Here is a 17816-nt window from a genome sequence, read left to right as displayed (position 1 = left end):
ACCGCAGGTGGAGAAGTCCACAATCGAAAGGCCGGCAGTCTGCTTGCGAGCAACGGCCCAGCCAGCTCCAATGGCGGTTGCGTTGCTGTGAATTGACAACCGTCACTGGCTCGAACCCCGAGCGCCTGTAATATAGCCGATGATCTCGTCGGTCGACGTGTCCTTGGTGACGAGTTCTCGGACGATGCGCCCGCGCCTGAACACATAGACCCGGTCGCTCAATTCCATGACCTGTTTCATGTTGTGGCTGACCAGAAGCACAGCCACGCCGCGTCCTTGCAATGCACGGATGATGTCGTGCACATGCGCGGTTTCCTGCACGCCCAGCGCAGCGGTCGGTTCGTCCATGATGATCAGCTGGGAGCCCCACCCGGCCGCACGCGCGATGGCGACACCCTGCCGCTGTCCGCCAGATAGCCCTCCGACAATGTCGCGCACACCTGGAACATTCACGCCTATTTCATTGAGCAATTCCTCGGCGCGGGTCGCCATCTTCTTCCGGTTAAGAATGCTCAAACCGCCGAAATTGACGTAGAATTCCTCTCGCCCAAGAAACAAATTGGATAAAACATCCAGATGCTCGGCGAGCGACAAATCCTGGTAGACGGTTTCGATCCCCGCCTCACGCGCATCGCTCGGCCTGTGGAAAGACATCTCCCGTCCGGTAACGAAGAGCTTGCCGTCGTCCGCAGGTTGCGCACCTGAGACGATCTTGACGAAGGTAGATTTTCCGGCGCCGTTGTCGCCCACGATCGCTACGATTTCTCCCGGCATGACTCTCAAGTCTGCGCCGGTCAGTGCGATCACGCCACCATAGTGCTTCGCGATTCCTTGTGATTCAAGGATCGGAACAACTGCTGAAGAAACAGAGAAAGCGGGAGTCTTGTGAACATCTAACATGTTGTCCAACCTTGGACTTGTCGATCGATGGGTTAGTCTGCGGGAGACAATCTCCCGCAGACGATTTTGCTTTAATAGTCGGCGGGCTTTTGTTCGACGTTTTCCTTTGTCATGAGAGTGGTCTCGATCATGATCTCTTTTTCCACCGTCTCACCCTTCGCAGCCTTGTCCGCAATCTCGACAGCCAACTTGGCGAGAAGTTTGGGATCCTGGCTGATCGTGGCCAGAAGCGTCCCTTCCTGGATGGCGCGGCGAGCATCCTCGGGATAGTCGATGCCGACAAAGACGACCTCGTCGCGTCCCTGTGACTTTGCGTATTCGGCCGCGGCGACGATCTCGGGCCCATGTGCCAGCACTGCGTTGAGCTCGCCCTTCGGATACTTGGACAGCCAGTCCTGGATTAGGGCGACGGTCTTGTCGTGAGCCCAATCGTTCGGCTGTTCTTCAACGACCTTTACGCCGGCTTCCTTGTCGAACACCTCATGCTGGCCCTGGGTTCGGCCGATTTGCGCCGAGGTGCCCAAAATGCCGGTCATGAGAGCGACATTGCCCTTGCCGCCCATTGCCTTAAGGGCAGCCTGTGCTGCGGTGCGACCCATGCCAACCTCGTCGGCACCCACGAAGGAGGTCAAATTGGCATCCTTTGAGACACCGAGAGAAAACGCCACCACTGGGACGCCGGCCGCGACAGCCTTTGAAATACTGCCTACCAGACTGTCCGGGTCAGCCGGGCAGATAACAATCGCCTTCACGCCTTGCACCACGAACTGGTCGATGGCCGCATTCATCTGCGCCACGTCGTTCCGACCATCCGCAACCGTTACCTCATATCCCAAAGCTTTTGCATTTTCTTCCAGCGCCTTAACCGCCACGTTCATCCATGGATCGACGCCGATGTTATAGATCATTACCCCCAGCTTGTTCGCCTGTGCGAACAGCGGTGATGCGGTCGAAACGGCCAGCGCCGTAGCCAATGTCGCGACGCCGAACAAACGTCTTGTAAGGTTCATTTCAGTTCTCCTCTTCTGTTGCGGATTCACCAGTCGACACTGAGTTCCGGTCAGGATTTGCGGCCTCGCTGCAACGCTTCGTAGCCGACTGCCAGTAGCACAGCTCCCCCCATGAAAGCTGGCTGCCAGAAGGCCGAAATGCTGTAGAGCGTCATCGCATTGTTTAAGACGGTCAGGGCGAAGATGCCGATCACGGCGGAGGCGATGCCTCCCACGCCGCCGGTCAGCGGTGTGCCACCGATAACGACCGCCGCTATGGACAACAGCGCCCAAGTGGTGCCAGCTTGCGGACTGCCGATACCGGCGATGCAGGTCAGCAGAACGCCCGCGATCGCAGCCGTCACGCCTCCGATGGCGTAAGTGGCTATAATGACGCGATCCACATTGACGCCGGCACGGCTTGTGCCGGTCTTGTTGCTGCCAACGGCATAGACATGCTGCCCATAGCGCGTGAAACGCAGCACCGAAGCCAGCACAACTACAACGAGGACGAAGACCATGCTGGAAAAGGAAAACCCACCGACATTGAAGAAGCCGAGTTCGCGCCACTCGCGAGGCAGCGGCGCGATCGGTTTGGCCTCCGTCATCGCATATAGTGTGCCTGTAATGATCGCTTGCGCACCGAAGGTCGATACGAAAGGATTGATGCCAACCTTCGCGATCAGGTTGCCGTTGATAGTTCCAATCAAAAGGCCGACGACGAGTGCGCCCACGATGCCGGCGGGAATTCCAGCTACCAGAGAGATGGCTGCGGCAGTACAGCTCGCGGCCGCGGCGGTTGCGCCAACGGACAGATCAAACCCGCCGGATATGATCATCATCTGCATCCCGCAGGCAACGATACCTACCATCGATGCCTGCTGAACGACGTTGAGAAGATTGGCTGGATTCCTGAAATTGGGATTGGCAACCGCCAAAGCAACTATGCTCAGGACGAGAAGGGCAAGCATGACGCGCTGCACAACCTGCGACGGCGATCGAGGAGCCACCCACTGATGGAGCCGGCCCCAGAAAGGGTTCTCCTTGAAGGGTGAAGCTACGCTGTCGGCCACGGTTTGATTCTCCCTCTGAAGCTTGGTTGGACGTTCTCGACCATCTCTTTTTTCTTTGAAGGAGAGGCTATGCTGTTGTGAGGCTGTCACAATTTCGCAGACGTTGGATATTTGACGCGACCTGACGCAACCCGCGTGAAACCCGCTTTTGTCGGAGATGTATCGACGGTATGCTTTTTTCATCCGGACACCTCTGCTGTGCTCCCACGCGCTCCTGAGAGGAGCTCGCACACAAAATCTCGAACATTGGATTTTGAATGAGAGAGTATGACGTCATTGTTATCGGTAGCGGCGTTGGAGGCGGCACTACCGCTCGCCGTCTCGCCGAAAAAGGTGCGCGGGTGCTCATCATCGAGCGCGGTGACTTTGTTCCTCGTGAGCGAGACAACTGGAGCGTCGACGCGGTCTTCTTTGAGAAGAAATACAAAGCAAGGGAAACTTGGCTGGACCGTCATGGCAACAGTTTCGATCCCGGCATGTTTTACAATGTCGGCGGCTCCACAAAATTCTACGGCGCGGCGATGTTTCGCTTGCGAGAACGGGACTTCGAGGATCTGGCACACAAACGCGGCGTATCTCCCGCTTGGCCATATCGCTATGCCGATCTCGCCCCCTACTACGAAGAGGCTGAGCGGATATTCGGCGTTCATGGGGACGACCGCCTCGACAAGACGGCGCCACCGCGTGGCGCACCTTTTCCATACGGACCAGTAAAATCGGAGCCGATCGTCGAGCGCATGGCGCAGCGTTTTCGAGAGCGTGGTCTCTCGCCCTCGGCTTTGCCGCTTGCAGTGAACGCGGCGCCGGCGGGCACATGCATCCTATGCCAAACCTGTGACGGCTTTCCATGCAAGATCGGCCAGAAGAACGATGCGGAAACCTGTGGTGTCGAACCTGCGCTGGCAACTGGTCGGGTCGATTTGATGACCCAGGCCTTTGCGCGTCGTCTTTTGACCACACCTGATGGCAAGCGGATCACCGCGGTCGAGGTCGATCACGCCGGCACGATAAAGCGACTGCAGGCCCCGCTTTTCGTTGTTTCCTGCAACGCCGTAAACAGCTCGGCCTTGCTGCTCCGCTCGGCAGACAGTGGAGCCCCAAAGGGCGTGGCGAACAGTTCCGATATCGTCGGACGGCATTACATGGTACACAATCAGACCGCTTTGATGGGTCTGTCACACCATGTGAACTCCACGGTCTTTCAGAAGACCCTCGCCCTCAATGATTGGTATTTCGGCGATGATGCCTTTCGCTGGCCCATGGGACAGATGCAGATGCTCGGCAAGCTGCAAGGAGGCATGCTGACCGCAAATGTGCCTTATCTGCCGAGTATCCTGGGGGATCGACTGGCCCGGCACGGGATGGACTGGATCGGCCTTTCCGAAGATCTCCCCGACCCCAACAATCGTGTGACACTCGACGGAGATCGCATCAAGCTCTCAGTGACCTTGAACAATATGGACGGACATCTCGAACTCGTCCGTCGGATGAAGCGTGCGCTTCGGCAGGCGGGATATCCCATCGTCATCACCAAATCGCTTGTCGCCCACGCTACGGGCCATCAATGCGGCACGGTACGAATGGGCAATGACCCTGGAAAGTCGGCCCTGGATCCGTTCTGCCGTGCATGGGATCAGCAGAATCTGTTTGTTGTGGATGCTTCATTCTTTCCATCTGCCGCAGCCGTGAACCCAGCCTTGACAATTGCCGCACAAGCTTTGCGCACGGCCGACCACATGCTGGCGACCGATCTAGCGTGATGGACGAGCGACTGTCACCGGTTGGGCGCTAATCAAGATCGCGGCAGCATTTCGTCGCTACCTAGGAATTGCCTAACCTCAACTGGAATTGACGAGTCGTTTTCCTCGAGTGTGGTCAGCCGCTTCAGATGCTCTTTCCGGAGCATACCGGGAGCTCGGTAATGCATCGCGACCTTCGTAGCGTAGGGAGGTCGCAGCATTGTTGCCGCGATCCCCGAGGTGATGCCGAACATGAAGTTTTTCGCGCTTCGCTGAACGGGTGCATAAATTCCAAATGTCATCTCGTTCTTTTGGCTGACTTCGAAATCGACAGAGAATATTCGCCCGTCCAATGGAATTGTGAACCCGTGGTATTTAAAGACATAATCTGCCTTCGACGGGCGATCGAAACTCGGAAACCGCTCCACATAATAGTGCTGAAGAAAGTCTCTGTTGCGGTAGATGCAGAATGCAGAGCGTAATATTTTTCCTTTGTAGATACTGGAGTACTGGTATCGATCATATATTCCTAAATATCCATCCGGCGTTGATCTCTGATGAAGAAGGCCTGTTTCCAGGAATCCGCTAAACCTTGCTGCATGGCGGAGCGCCTCGAGGGTATGAAAATAGTTTCCCTCGATAAGCATCCTAAATTCTTCGTGCTCCACAAAGAGCACGTCCTGGCTTAGTCCAAAGTATTTTGCAATTATCCTTCTATTCTGCATCGATGGAATATGCAGACCCGACATATACTTATTAAATTGCTGTCGGTTTATTTTCATTTTGCGGCAGATGTCCGAAATGGAACCGCTTCGCTCACACAAAAATCTGAGATTGGCAGCGAAGTTTACCGCTAAAAGACCCGTATCCTCATCCGTTTCCATTCAGTTTACTGCTGCCCACCGCAAAAGTTTATGGGTCCGATATGCGTCAGTTTGCGCCAAGTATCAAGGCCTTGCGAAATTGTGACCCTGGTGGGGCTGTCGCAATCTCGGGACGGCCGGCGTTCGAGCGCCCCAATTGTGCGAAGAGCTGCCGGGCAAAGGCGGATGCGAATGATCAGACATATCAAGACAGCGGAGGCGCAGGCCTCCAACTTTCAGGACGAAGCTCTCACCAAAACCGTCCAGGCACTTCTCGACGAGGTGGAGAAGGGCGGAGACGCAGCGGTTCGCAAGGTTGCCGTCCGCTTCGACGGCGTGGATCGAGACAGCTATAGGCTCACCAAAACCGAGATCGAAGCCTGCCTGAACAGCGTATCCAAACAAGAGCGAGAAGACATCGAGTTCGCACAAGAGCAGGTGCGCAATTTCGCGGAAGCCCAGAAAGCCGCTTTGACCGACATCGAGGTGGAGACCCTGCCCGGCGTCATACTCGGTCACCGCAATGTTCCCGTGCAGAGCGTCGGCTGCTATGTGCCCGGCGGCAAGTACCCGCTGCTTGCCTCGGCACACATGTCGGTATTGACCGCCAAGGTGGCAGGCTGCGAGCGCGTTATCACTTGCGCTCCGCCATTCAAGGGCAAGCCCGCACCGCTGATCGTCGCTGCCCAACACCTGGCCGGTGCGGACGAGATCTATGTGCTTGGTGGCGTGCAGGCCGTGGCCGCAATGGCACTTGGCACAGAGACCATCGAGCCTGTCGATATGCTGGCTGGCCCTGGCAACGCCTACGTTGCCGAGGCCAAGCGTCTCCTTTTCGGACGCGTCGGCATCGACCTTTTCGCCGGTCCGACTGAGGTTCTCATCCTGGCCGATGATACCGTTGACGGAGAATTGGTCGCGACAGACCTGCTTGGGCAGGCGGAGCACGGTACGAATTCGCCGGCCGTCCTGGTGACCAATTCCGAGAAGCTCGCCAAAAACACCGTGGCTGAAATCGAGCGCCTGCTCCGGATCATGCCGACCGCCGAAATCGCAGGAACGGCCTGGCGCAATCACGGCGAGATAATCCTTTGCGAGACGCGGGAAGAGATGCTGGCCGAGGCCGATCGCATCGCTTCCGAGCACGTTCAGGTTATGACCGCGGATGATGACTGGTTCCTCGACAAGATGAGGAACTACGGTGCGCTGTTCCTTGGCGCCCGCACGACCGTCGCCTATGGCGACAAAGTGATTGGCACCAACCATACTCTGCCAACCATGCGCGCCGCGCGCTACACTGGCGGGCTATGGGTCGGCAAGTTCATCAAGACCTGCACCTATCAGCGAATCTTGACCGATCAGGCCTCCGCGATGGTCGGTGAATACGCATCAAGGCTGTGCATCATGGAAGGATTTGCCGGCCACGCCGAGCAAGCCAATGTCCGAGTGCGGCGTTACGGTCATCGAAACATCGAATACGCCACTGCAGCCCATCCGTTGGCCGCGAGCAAGCAAATGGAGGAAACCAATGAAACACGATAAGAACGTGAAAGGCGAAGTCGTCGCAAAGGAGATGACTGGCGGCCAGATTATCGTGGATCACCTGATCCGCGAGGGCGTGACTCATGTTTTTGGCATCCCCGGTCACGGCGATACGGCGCTTATCGACGCGTTCGTAGACCGAAAGGATGAGATCCAGCTTTTGCCGGCCATGCATGAGCAGAATGCTTCGCACATGGCTGACGGATTCTACCGGTCTTCGGGCAACGTAGCCTGCGTCGTGACATCAATCGGCCCGGGAGCCACAAACACCCTGACCGGCATTGCCACCGCATTCGCGGACTCGTTGCCGCAGCTTGTCATCACTGGCGGTGTTCACACCTACATGATGGGGCGTGGCGTTCTTCAAGAAGTCGATCGACCGCATTCGGACAACTTTCCGCGCATGGCCGAGCCCGTGGTCAAGCGCTGGTTCAATCCAAGCCATGTCGAGCAGATTCCAAACATGATGGAGCAGGCGTTCAACGCCATGCTCGAAGGACGTAAAGGGCCAGTCCTCTTGAACGTGCCGCAGGATGTGCAGGCCGAGTTTGCAACGGTCACAATCGGCGACAGCAAAAAGCGCCGTACCGCCGCGCGTGCCTTCGGTGATCCAGAATACATCACCCACGCCGTCGAGCTGCTCCTTTCGGCGGAGCGCCCGGTACTTCTGGCCGGCGGGGGTGTCATTCAGGCAGAAGCAACAGACGAGTTGAAAGCCATCGCTGAATTTCTCGGCGCTCCGGTCACCTCCTCCTTCATGGGCAAGGGCGCATTCCCTGAAGACCACGAATTGTTCGCTTGTGCCTGCGGCGACCTTGGTTCGATCCCTGGCAATGCAATGACACGATCGGCCGACGTGCTTCTGGCGGTTGGCTGTCGTTTCTCGGACCGCATCACGTCCTCTTACCAGCCGGGGATCACATTCGACATTCCGAAGACGAAGCTGATCCAGGTCGATCTCGACGGCTTCGAAATCGGCAAGAACTATCCCGTTGAAGTCGGAATCGTTGGCGACGCCAAGGCCGTGTTGGGAGCTGTCCTGGCGGAGCTCAAGGCCAAGGGAAAACAGCGAGACTATAAATCCACTGCGCAGTTCAAGGAACTGGAGCAGCGCAAAGTGGAATGGGAGGAATTCCTCCGTCCTCTGCGTACGGCCAACGTCCAGCCCATGACCGCCTCCCAGGTACTCGTCGAGGCGCGCAAGGCGTTGCCGCGTGACACGATAGTCGTTACCGATTCATCCAATCCGCAGAACCAGGTATTCAACGAATTCCCGGTTTATGGTCCTCGCCAGCACATCACGCCGGGCGGAATGTCGGGGATCGGCTTTGCACTACCCGCCGCCATCGGCGCCAAGCTGGGCAAGCCGGAGGTAACAGTCTGCGCCATCTTCGGCGACGGCGCGTTTCTCCAGACAGGAACTGAACTCGCCACCGCCGCGATGCTTGGCACGCCGGTGATCTTTCTTGTCATCAACAATGGCGGCTGGGGAGCAATCCGGAACCTGCAGCTGAACATGTTCGGGGAGGATCGCGAGATCATCACGGAGTTCAAGACACCGGACGGCTCGAAGTGGATGGCCGACATAGCTGGCGTCGCTAAATCTCTCGGCTGCGAAGGTGAGCGCGTGGTCGACGCCTCACAGCTTGGTGCTGCGATTGAACGGGCTCTGGCGTCCGGGAAGCCGTATGTCATCGACGCGATCTGCGCGATCGAAAGGCCATACTCCAACATGCATGTGACAGGCTGGTGGGACATAACTGTACCCGCTTATCTGGGTGACCTGCGCGCCAAATACGTGAAGGGGCGCGGCTTCTGATCGACCTGGGAGCCAGTCGGCAACAGCTGGCTCTCACTCCAGATGTTTGGAGTTGTCCAATGACAGAAAACCGACGGCCGAATGTCAAAAATGGCCACTTGCGCCAGCTGTTGTGGATCGCGATCGTTGCGATTCTGCTGTCTCCACTTTTTCCGGCAGCAATAAGAACTCTCGGCGAGCAAAGTGAATTGCGGGGCCGACTCGCGGAATCCCAAGTTGCTTTGCTCAACTACTACTTCGGTGAAAAATAGCGTCTCACAAACGCAGAAAGCTCGAGACAGCAGCAGAGCCTGAAATATGCGCGGTGGTGGTGGATGCAACCCGCTTTTTTGCGGCCGCGCCCCGAGATACATCCCTGCGCTGTCTTTGTTGTTCAGGCTCAGCAACTTCTCTCCTTGGAGCTTTCGCGTGGACAGTCGACTTCTCAGATCAGGTCGTCCGGACATTTGTCAGGAGTCGGACTCTCTCGGAATGGTCGAAGTCTTCCGGGACACACGTGACCACTTCTATGGCGGCCGGGTCCGACCAAACGTCCAGACGATAGCCTGCAGCCGTTACAAAACACACTTTGTCCGAGACAGGATCGCGCTCATGTCGAACGAAACCCTCCCTTCCCTGGAGTTCTTTCTTGGCTTGGTAGAGGCGGCAGGTCGTATCACTCTCCCGAGGTTTCGGACTCGACTGGCTGCTGATGCAAAGGTCAAGGCTGGCGTCAAGTTCGACCCGGTGACTGACGCCGACCGAGAAGCTGAAATCGCCATCCGCGAAATTATCAGCTCAACCTATCCGCACCACTCGATACTCGGTGAAGAGTTCGGCACAACGGGAGCCGGACCAATACAATGGGTCATAGATCCGATAGACGGAACAAAACCATATCTATGCGGCATCCCCGTATGGGGAACACTCATCGGAATCACAGTAGCCGGCCGTGCGGTACGCGGAATAATGAGCCAGCCTTACACGGGTGAGTTCTTCTGGGGCGACCAGTCTGAAGCATTTTGCGAGAGCGCACGCGGGAGATCAAAACTGCGCACAAGCAGTGTTCAGGCTCTACCCGACGCGATCTGCCACACGACCTCGCCCGAGCCTTTCGCCCGGCGTTCAGACCGAGGTTTTGCAAAGCTCTCGTCGGCAGTCAAGTTCACTAGATATGGAGGGGAGTGCTACGCATTTGCGATGTTGGCTGCCGGCCAAATCGACTTGTGCGTTGAACCATCGATGCAGCCCTACGACATTGTGCCGCTTATTCCGATCATTGAATCGGCTGGCGGTGTTGTCACTCGCTTCGACGGCTGTCGAGCCGAGCAGGGCGGCAGAATACTGGCGTCAGCCAATCGGTCACTCCACGAAGCTGCGCTGGAAATGCTCAACGACGGCAGGTGACGATGCGGAATGCAAAATCGCAGCGAGGTCGCACTGTACCGGCTGACAGCAGCCGCGGCGGCCAAGAAGCTGTGAGCCAGCTGTGAAACTTTCGGCTTGCATAGAATGGCTCTACGCCCCTGAAACGGCAAATCTGGCAGATCGTATATCGCTTGCACGGCTAAGCGGGCTGACAGCCGTCGAATTCTGGAGGTGGACCGACAAGGATCTGGGCAGCATCGAACTCGCATTGCGGGCGGCCGAGATGGAACTAAGCAGCATCGTAGCTGAACCGATGATCCCGCTGACGGATATCCGGAACCAGAGCATTTTTCTCGAAGGTCTTAGACGCTCGATTGCCACAGCAAGGAGACTTGGTGCACCGGTGCTTATTGTCCAGGCAGGCGATGAGCTTCCTGATGTCCCCCGACATGATCAGAAGAAGGCGCTGGTCGAAACATTGGCCCTCGCTGGCGAAATGCTGGAGGGAAGCGGCGTTCGTATTGGTCTTGAACCACTCAACACACTGATAGATCACCCCGGATATTTCCTGCCTTCGACTGTCGAGGGCCTGGAGATCGTTGCCGCAACCGGGCGCCCGGAGATCGGGATCGTTTACGATATCTACCACTCTGCTGTTATGAGCGAAGAAACCGACGTCGTTATTGGCAGCAATATTGATCGCGTGTTCCACATTCATATTGCCGATCATCCCGGGCGCAACGAACCAGGGACTGGTGGCATCGATCTGAAGAAGCGGTTGGACTGGCTTTTCACCCAAGGCTACAGCGGTTTCGTTGGGCTGGAGTATAGACCTATTGCGCCAACGGCCCAGTCAGTCGCCGCTTGTCGAAGCGCATTCTTTTGACGACAGGCAAGCGGGCAAATGGCCGCCTGTGCGTGCTACCATCACCTTTCTGCCCCGCCAGTTTCACCATGCGCGCTACAGGCGCCGGATAGTCTTCGACAATATCGTATTTGGTCGCGTCCGAGTCCGATCGTCGTCACGCTCCGTGAGATGAGCCAGTCGATTGGCGCGCGACAAGTGCCGCCTGCAGGACGGTGTCCTGCGGCACCGCAGAGCCGTTGATTTTCTGCCGGAGATATTCGATGCCCAGCCGGCCCATCTCCATCGCCGGCATGCTCATCGAAGTGAGGGAGGGTCTCAGGAAGCTGCTAGTGATGTAGTTGTCGAAACCCATCACTGCCTTGTCCTCCGGGACACGAACGCCGGCATCCGCCAGCGCTGCGAGCGCACCCAGCGCATGCCGGTCCGTAGAGGCGACAATAGCTGTGGCGTCAAACCCATTTCGGCAAGCATCCGAAACACGGCGGTAGGCGTCGGTCTCACCACGGATCTCATCAAGCAGTTCGACTGAAAAAGGCTCGCCGGTGGATTCCAGGAAGCCCATCATGCCGAGGCGGCGGTCTCGGAAATCATACCAGGCGTCGTCGGGCGTAATGTACGCGTACCGGCGATGCCCCAGCGACCAGAGATGGCGCGCGGCGGTGTGGCCAGCCGCCACGTTGTCCGTCCGGATGATCGAATAGCCGGCATTGGGTTGCTGGCCGATCAGCACCACGGGCACCGGCATCTCTTCAGGTGGCCGGCTAGGCCGCTGATCGTGGGCTGCCGCGCAAACGAGTATGCCATCCACACGCCGCTCGAGGAACGCGGTGATATAAGCCTCGCGCCGGCCTTCGTCGCCGTTCGTCAACCCTAGCAGCATGGTGAGGCCCTGCGCGTGGGTGGCGGCTTCAATGCCCGACATCATGGCCGCATAGTAGGCGTTGGCCGAGGGGATGACGACGCCGACACTGTCCGACCGCGACCGGGCCAGGCCCCGGGCCATCGCATTGGGAACGAAGCCCAGGGCGCGCGCCGCGTCGATTACCTGCTGGCGTGTGCCCGCTGCTACCGGATAGTCGGTTTTCGACATAGCTCGCGATGCCGTCGCCACAGACACCCCCGCTGCGCGAGCTACGTCGCGAATGCTGATCTCTTTGGTGCGGCGTGGCGGCATGAGGCGTGAATAACCCATCGCAACGCCGTTGCCGAGAGTCAACACCGAGGATATCCAAGGCAGTAACCGGTTACTATCGGAAATCAGCGCCTGGTCGCAATCGCTGGTCAGACGTCACCGCTGAGGCTCCCAGAGACCTGCCTTCATTGCGCAAGAAAGTAATATCGTGGAAGCCAGGACGATCGCCTCACCCGGTAACCCTTCGGCGTTCAGCCGAATCCTTTCTTCGCCGCTATACCGCGGTGCCACGATTGCCATGTTTCTATCCGGTGTAGGGGTCTCGGCTGCTGCTCCCCAAATCGTACTTTTCCTCGTGCACGAGTTGGGCGCATCGCTTCCAGTCGCCGGCCTCTTCTACCTGACGAGCCTGGTGGCACCCGTGATAGGGTACGCCGTCGGTAGCTACTCGGACCGCAGCGGTATCCGGCTCGGTCTATTCCGTCTTTGTGCCATTGCCGGATTTCTCGGCTGGGCCGGCATTGCCATTTCAACTCAAGTTTGGATGCCTTTCGCGATCAGCGCGGTGGTCTTGGCTTTCTCTGGTGCTGCGGCTTCGCAGGTTTTCGCGGCAATTCATGATGAACTCAGCAGGACGCCGGCACGCACTGACGAGAGTGTCGTGGCCGTTGTCCGAATGGCGCTGACCGCTGGATGGGTTGTTGGCCCCGTGGCCGGAGCTTGGCTAGCTGCGGGGACAAGCCTCCGTACGATGCTTTGGGGCACTGCCATCTGCTCCCTCCTGCAGATCCTTCCCCTGGGTACGCTGAGCGCGGCTGCGCCTGCGAGGAAGGACGATGCCGAATACCAGGGCGACAATGCGGATTTTGCGAATTGGCGCCCTATACTGCCGCTACTGGCATTTACAGGCCTCTTCGTCCTCGTCACTGCGGGTGAATCGGTGAAGTACGGCTTTCTTCCGCTCTACATGGAACAAAGCCTCAAGCTCGATGCCACGATCCGGGGTGCAGTTATCGGCATCCAGCCGCTTATAGAGCTGCTGATCATGCCGTTCAGCGTCATTCTCGGTCAGCGATTCGGAATGCTGTGGCTCATGTGCATGGCGGCAGGCCTCGGTGTGGCTGCCAACATATGCTTTGCGGCGTGGCCAAGCGCTGGCGGGATGTTCGCCGGCCAGATCCTGATGGGCGGAGTATGGGGCGTGTTTGCGGCCCTGGGCATCATCGTCGCGCAGCGGCTCCTGCCCACAGCTGTGGCGACGGCCTCCGCCATATTCATGAGTTCATCGGCGGTCAGTTCCGCGCTCGGCGGTGTAACGGGCGGGCTGGGCGTCGCCATGGTCGGCCTGCCGTACGTGTTCTGGTTTCCGGCCGCATTCTCGGCACTCGCGGTAGTGGGCCTGGCTGCGATGGCACGGCACGATCGGGCTCTGTGATGGGCCACATGCGTCTCAGCGCCGTCGTCTCATCACAGACAGACATTCGGCTCCTGGCGTGGCCCACTGATTTGAATTGCGGCGGCCAAATTGATCGCGGATACGTACGATTACATCATCCTCGGAGCCGGGGCTCTCGGAGTTTATACGGCTCGCGCGCGTTGAACGGCAACCCTCGCATTCTGAACGAATCCGGCGACGGCCCGTTAGGCTTGACGCGAGAGCAGGCCGCGCTCGGCGAGAAAATCCCGCCTCGCCCCGTCTCGCGCCAGCGCCGCAACGATTCGCTTCACCAGCTCATCCTTGTGAGGGCCGGCCAAATCGAGGATGGTTTCCACCTCGACGCCATCGGCCGTGAAGAATCGAACTGGGGGTTTCGCGCCATAGTGAGGCCCCCGACTGCGTTTGGAATAAAATCAGCTCGTACAAGGCAATACGAAACCGAAAAAGGACGCGGCAGATATCTAAGGCATTCGCATATGCCTGTCACGTATCTCCGCCACCCTGCCGCTGGTTCTTCAAGCCCTATTCTGCAATCGTCGGCATTCACCTCATCCCTGCGGGACGAGTATCCGAAACAAACCGTCCTGTTAGCACGCCGCTGCACGCCTTCGCCGCACGCGTGTGTCGCAGACATTCCGGCGTTGAGATGGATGCGCTAAGTATCGTTGCAAGCGCGCTAACTAATCGTCACGCGCAAGATGCGGGTGCGTTGGCCAAAAAGACGGGACGGAACGGAGATGTTGCGATGCAGTAACCAGGAGACCTTCGACACCACGGGGTAGCCCCTCGCCGGGACAGTGGCGCGCGATGTTGGGGTGAAGCCGCGTAGGCCAATTCTCGAACGGACAGGGTTTGGTAGCGCCCTCCCGAAATGAACCCCCGACGCGCGTTGTTAGGTTTTAGATACGAACAAAACTTGCCCTCGAATTTTCAGTCATTTCATTGACTCTGCCGTATCCCGTCTCTGCCATTGGCTAAGACGAAATGGCGCAGTTTTGATACGCTGGTGTCTTGTTGTGTCCGAACGATACTTTATCCGATTTGCACGCCACTGTTGCCTTTTGCCGAATGTGTGTTGAGGCAGCTTCCAAGCAAAGGTGCATCCCCGTATGGATGACCGACCATTGCGGTGTGTGGCTTAGCCGGATCAACGGTTTTGTGGCGATCTCCGTCGAGATCGGCCGTAGCCAAGGTTATCAGGTCTCGCACAACGGCGGCCCCACGGTCTTCGAGGCAACAATTGTGAAGAGCGATGCAATTTCGTACCCGCCGCGAGGTCTCTCCCGCGAGGAAGCAGCGCGCTATGTCGGCGTTGGACCGACATTGTTCGACGAAATGGTCGCTGACGGTCGCATGCCGAGGCCCAAGCTCATTAACAGTCGCACGATTTGGGATCGTGTCACCCTCGATATCGCTTTCACCTCCTTGCCTGATAAAGATAACGGTCTCCAAGAACTGTTGGAGCGGAGCGAGCGGAAGGCGGCAACAAGTTAGTGACTACGCACGTTGCGTATACGCTGTCGGCGTAGTACAGTGATCGCCTGAGCGGACAGGATGACGTGAACGAGAGTGAGGCGCTTGCACGAGATGTAAAAGCTTGGCGGGCGAAGGAGGGATTCACTGCCGAAGGCGCAGCTAAGGCATTGGGAATACCGAAACGCACCTACGAGGGCATAGAGCAAGGTCGAGGCTTCCCGTACCCGATACTCCTACGCGTTGCCCTTAAAAGCGAAAACCTATCGCCTCAGGCGAAGATTGAAGTCTCCCCGCGCGTGACACCACGGCAGCAGAAGACTGGAAGGAGGGTTTGATGGCCCGGCCATTCAAGGATGCCAGCTACCCCGGCGTTTCGTCGCGCCTCAAGAACGGAAAACTGGTCTATCGCTATCGTGCAAAGGGAATGCCCGAAATCCGTCTTCCCGGTCAGCCCGGAGATCCGGAATTCGAAGCTGCCTATGAAAAGGCGACGCAAGGCCAAGACCACAAGGCAATTATTATCGACCTGCCCGGCAGGGCGCTGCCAAAGACCTTCGGGCATGCAGCCCGGCGACTCGAAACGACGATGGAATGGTTGGACTTTGATGAAGCGACCCGACGAAAGAACGCGCGGCTCATCGAGCGTTTCCTTAAGTTGCGGATCGATCCTGCATATCCATTGACCTGGCGTGATACCCCGGTGGAACATCTCGATGCCGATCGCCTGCGCGTCATCATCGAAGGTTTCTTCGGGACCAACCGGACGGTCGCTAAACACATGCTGGTCGCAATCAAGAAGCTTCTGTGGGTGGCGATCCATATAGAAAGGTGGATCAAGCCGCAGAACGATCCGTCGCTGTCCATCCGCGTGCGCGTGCCCAAATCCACGGCCAATCCGGCCTGGCCGATTTCGATCCGTGAGAAATTCGAGGCGCGCCATCCAATCGGCACTGCCGCGCGCACCTGCTATGCGCTTGGGTTCTGGCTTGGCAATCGGCGCGGCGATGTCGCGGCGCTCGATTGGGAGCATCTCGTGGTCGAGGAAATCGAACTTTTCGACGGTTCACTGGAGATGATCGAAGCCTTCGACTTCCGACAGCAAAAAAATCGCAACCGTCACGGCGGTCGCGAGATGTTCATCCCGATCGTCGACAAGTTGGCGCAGGCGTTGGCGCCGCTCGATCGTTCGAAAGGTGGGGCGGTACTAAAGAATGCCTACGGGAAACCCTTCGCTGAAAAAAGCCTCACCGGAATGATCGCACACTGGAACAAACAGGCCGGCATTCCCGAAGGCTACACCCTGCATGGTCTGCGCCGCACCTTCGGCACCTATCTCGCCGAGTGCAACATCCAGGCGCGAGCTATCATGGAGGCGATGGGCCATTCCTCGATGACTGTGACCGACGAATACGTGCGGGAGGCCAACAAGAAGCGGATGGCTGTCGATATCGCCCGGGCGATCAACGAACGTGAAGCCAAACGCGATGCCATGCGTCAGCGGACACTCCTGCGCATCATCAAATAGCCGATTGAGCCCCAGCCAAAAGGAAAGGCGGCTTCTGGCCGCCTTTTTCTTTGGGCCCATAATGGGCCCAAAACGTTTTGGGCCAAGGTCACTTTTTAGTAATAAAATCAATGGTCATGGTGGGCCCGGAGGGACTCGAACCCCCAACCAAGCGGTTATGAGCCGCCGGCTCTAACCATTGAGCTACAGGCCCCACGCGGCTGGATTAGTGTTTTTCCCCGAGCGGCACAAGGCTTTCCCGAAGGGCTGGAAAGCGATCGCCCAAATCAGCCCATATTCGCGCCCTAGTTGGCAGGTGCGACCGGATCGCAGCCAAGGAGATTTTCATGACCAGACATCTTTTGCCCCTCGCACTTGCCGCCGCAATCGCTTTTCCAGCGATGGCCGGTGCTGCCGATTCGCCGCCCTCGCCTCGCATCGTCGTTTCCGGCGAAGGCGAAGCGACAATGGCGCCGGATCTGGCGCTGCTGTCGCTCAGCGTCATGCGCGAGGCCAAGACCGCGCGCGCCGCGCTCGATGCCAACAACGACGCCATGGCCGCCGTGATCGCGGCGATGAAATCGGCCGGCATCAAGGAACGCGATCTGCAGACCGCCGGCATCCAGATCAACCCGCGCTACGTCTACACCAACAAGCCGGACGGCAGCCAGGAGGCCGAGCTCGTTGCCTATCAGGTGACCAACACGCTTTCGGTGCGCATCCGTGACATCGACAAGACCGGCGACATCCTCGACAAGGCGGTGTCGCTTGGCGTCAACCAGGGCGGCGGCATCTCCTTCACCAATGAGGATCCGGCGGCCGCCGTCACCGAAGCCCGCAAGAAGGCGGTCGCAAACGCCGTCGCCAAGGCCAAGACGCTGGCCGAAGCGGCCGGTGTCAGCATCGGGCGCGTGCTCGAAATCACCGACCAGAACATCGCTCCGCCACCAATGCCGATCAACGCCAAGGCCTTCGACGCGGCCGGTGCGGCGGTTCCGGTGCAGGCTGGCGAGAATTCCTATGCGGTGCAGGTCACCGTCACCTTCGAGCTGAAGTGACCGCTGCCTGAAACATCATTTGTGAGACAAATGAAAAACCCCGGAGGATCGATCCTCCGGGGTTTTGT

The 17816-nt window shown here is 58.2% G+C and carries 17 protein-coding genes and 1 tRNA gene; 11 read left to right on the top strand and 7 right to left on the bottom strand.

All coding sequences use genetic code 11. The features are described 5' to 3' along the window. Positions 1-102 precede the first annotated feature (102 nt). The 3 genes from LHFGNBLO_RS17270 to LHFGNBLO_RS17260 form a co-directional block, all read right to left on the bottom strand. The gene (locus tag LHFGNBLO_RS17270) at positions 103-900 is read right to left on the bottom strand and encodes an ATP-binding cassette domain-containing protein (protein ID WP_258609287.1); all 798 of its coding nucleotides are present in this window, start codon (positions 898-900) and stop codon (positions 103-105) included. A 71-nt stretch (positions 901-971) separates the two neighbouring features. After that, a complete protein-coding gene (locus tag LHFGNBLO_RS17265; RefSeq protein WP_258609285.1) occupies positions 972-1940 on the bottom strand; it encodes a sugar ABC transporter substrate-binding protein in 969 nt (322 codons plus the stop codon). Between the two features lie 20 nt (positions 1941-1960). After that, positions 1961-3145 carry an ABC transporter permease gene (locus LHFGNBLO_RS17260; protein WP_258609283.1) on the bottom strand — a complete coding sequence of 395 codons (1185 nt, stop codon included), beginning with the start codon at positions 3143-3145 and terminating at the stop codon, positions 1961-1963. A 74-nt stretch (positions 3146-3219) separates the two neighbouring features. On the opposite strand from LHFGNBLO_RS17260, the gene LHFGNBLO_RS17255 reads away from it, so the two are divergent. Further along, positions 3220-4722: an FAD-dependent oxidoreductase gene (locus tag LHFGNBLO_RS17255; protein ID WP_258609281.1), complete on the top strand. Its 1503-nt coding sequence runs from the start codon at positions 3220-3222 to the stop codon at positions 4720-4722. A 32-nt stretch (positions 4723-4754) separates the two neighbouring features. On the opposite strand, the gene LHFGNBLO_RS17250 is transcribed toward LHFGNBLO_RS17255, so the two are convergent. After that, positions 4755-5585, bottom strand: a complete 831-nt coding sequence (locus LHFGNBLO_RS17250) for a helix-turn-helix domain-containing protein (RefSeq protein ID WP_258609280.1) — start codon at positions 5583-5585, stop codon at positions 4755-4757. Positions 5586-5756: 171 nt separating this feature from the next. On the opposite strand from LHFGNBLO_RS17250, the gene hisD reads away from it, so the two are divergent. From hisD to LHFGNBLO_RS17225, 5 genes are all read left to right on the top strand, one after another. Beyond that, the gene (hisD, locus tag LHFGNBLO_RS17245; RefSeq protein ID WP_258609775.1) at positions 5757-7106 is read left to right on the top strand and encodes a histidinol dehydrogenase; all 1350 of its coding nucleotides are present in this window, start codon (positions 5757-5759) and stop codon (positions 7104-7106) included. Then, positions 7093-8925 (top strand): thiamine pyrophosphate-binding protein, encoded by a 1833-nt coding sequence (locus LHFGNBLO_RS17240; protein WP_258609279.1) that lies wholly within the window; start codon positions 7093-7095, stop codon positions 8923-8925. The genes hisD and LHFGNBLO_RS17240 overlap by 14 nt, the downstream gene beginning before the upstream one ends. Before the next feature lie 59 nt (positions 8926-8984). Next, positions 8985-9176 carry a hypothetical protein gene (locus tag LHFGNBLO_RS17235; RefSeq protein ID WP_258609278.1) on the top strand — a complete coding sequence of 64 codons (192 nt, stop codon included), beginning with the start codon at positions 8985-8987 and terminating at the stop codon, positions 9174-9176. Between the two features lie 340 nt (positions 9177-9516). Further along, on the top strand, positions 9517-10311 hold the full coding sequence (hisN, locus tag LHFGNBLO_RS17230; protein WP_258609277.1) for a histidinol-phosphatase: 795 nt from the start codon (positions 9517-9519) through the stop codon (positions 10309-10311). A gap of 82 nt (positions 10312-10393) precedes the next feature. After that, a complete protein-coding gene (locus tag LHFGNBLO_RS17225) occupies positions 10394-11158 on the top strand; it encodes a TIM barrel protein (protein WP_258609276.1) in 765 nt (254 codons plus the stop codon). A 136-nt stretch (positions 11159-11294) separates the two neighbouring features. Here the strand turns inward: LHFGNBLO_RS17225 and LHFGNBLO_RS17220 are convergent, their stop codons facing one another. Continuing rightward, positions 11295-12359, bottom strand: a complete 1065-nt coding sequence (locus tag LHFGNBLO_RS17220) for a LacI family DNA-binding transcriptional regulator (RefSeq protein WP_258609275.1) — start codon at positions 12357-12359, stop codon at positions 11295-11297. Between the two features lie 121 nt (positions 12360-12480). On the opposite strand from LHFGNBLO_RS17220, the gene LHFGNBLO_RS17215 reads away from it, so the two are divergent. Continuing rightward, entirely contained in the window at positions 12481-13707 is a 1227-nt protein-coding gene (locus LHFGNBLO_RS17215) for an MFS transporter (protein ID WP_258609273.1), read from the top strand. 206 nt (positions 13708-13913) lie between these two features. Here the strand turns inward: LHFGNBLO_RS17215 and LHFGNBLO_RS17210 are convergent, their stop codons facing one another. Beyond that, the gene (locus tag LHFGNBLO_RS17210; RefSeq protein ID WP_258609271.1) at positions 13914-14045 is read right to left on the bottom strand and encodes a hypothetical protein; all 132 of its coding nucleotides are present in this window, start codon (positions 14043-14045) and stop codon (positions 13914-13916) included. Positions 14046-14952: 907 nt separating this feature from the next. On the opposite strand from LHFGNBLO_RS17210, the gene LHFGNBLO_RS17205 reads away from it, so the two are divergent. From LHFGNBLO_RS17205 to LHFGNBLO_RS17200, 3 genes are all read left to right on the top strand, one after another. Then, the gene (locus LHFGNBLO_RS17205; RefSeq protein WP_258609773.1) at positions 14953-15204 is read left to right on the top strand and encodes a hypothetical protein; all 252 of its coding nucleotides are present in this window, start codon (positions 14953-14955) and stop codon (positions 15202-15204) included. A 65-nt stretch (positions 15205-15269) separates the two neighbouring features. Then, positions 15270-15521: a helix-turn-helix domain-containing protein gene (locus tag LHFGNBLO_RS33665; protein WP_413774693.1), complete on the top strand. Its 252-nt coding sequence runs from the start codon at positions 15270-15272 to the stop codon at positions 15519-15521. Between the two features lie 89 nt (positions 15522-15610). After that, positions 15611-16711 (top strand): tyrosine-type recombinase/integrase, encoded by a 1101-nt coding sequence (locus tag LHFGNBLO_RS17200; RefSeq protein WP_258609269.1) that lies wholly within the window; start codon positions 15611-15613, stop codon positions 16709-16711. Between the two features lie 117 nt (positions 16712-16828). On the opposite strand, the gene LHFGNBLO_RS17195 is transcribed toward LHFGNBLO_RS17200, so the two are convergent. Further along, positions 16829-16904: transfer RNA gene (locus LHFGNBLO_RS17195), tRNA-Ile, on the bottom strand. Positions 16905-17037: 133 nt separating this feature from the next. On the opposite strand from LHFGNBLO_RS17195, the gene LHFGNBLO_RS17190 reads away from it, so the two are divergent. After that, the gene (locus LHFGNBLO_RS17190) at positions 17038-17748 is read left to right on the top strand and encodes an SIMPL domain-containing protein (protein WP_258609267.1); all 711 of its coding nucleotides are present in this window, start codon (positions 17038-17040) and stop codon (positions 17746-17748) included. The last annotated feature ends 68 nt before the right edge of the window (positions 17749-17816 follow it).

The sequence above is a fragment of the Mesorhizobium sp. AR10 genome, from assembly GCF_024746795.1.
Taxonomy (GTDB): domain Bacteria; phylum Pseudomonadota; class Alphaproteobacteria; order Rhizobiales; family Rhizobiaceae; genus Mesorhizobium.
This window is presented reverse-complemented; position numbering and strand designations above follow the sequence as displayed.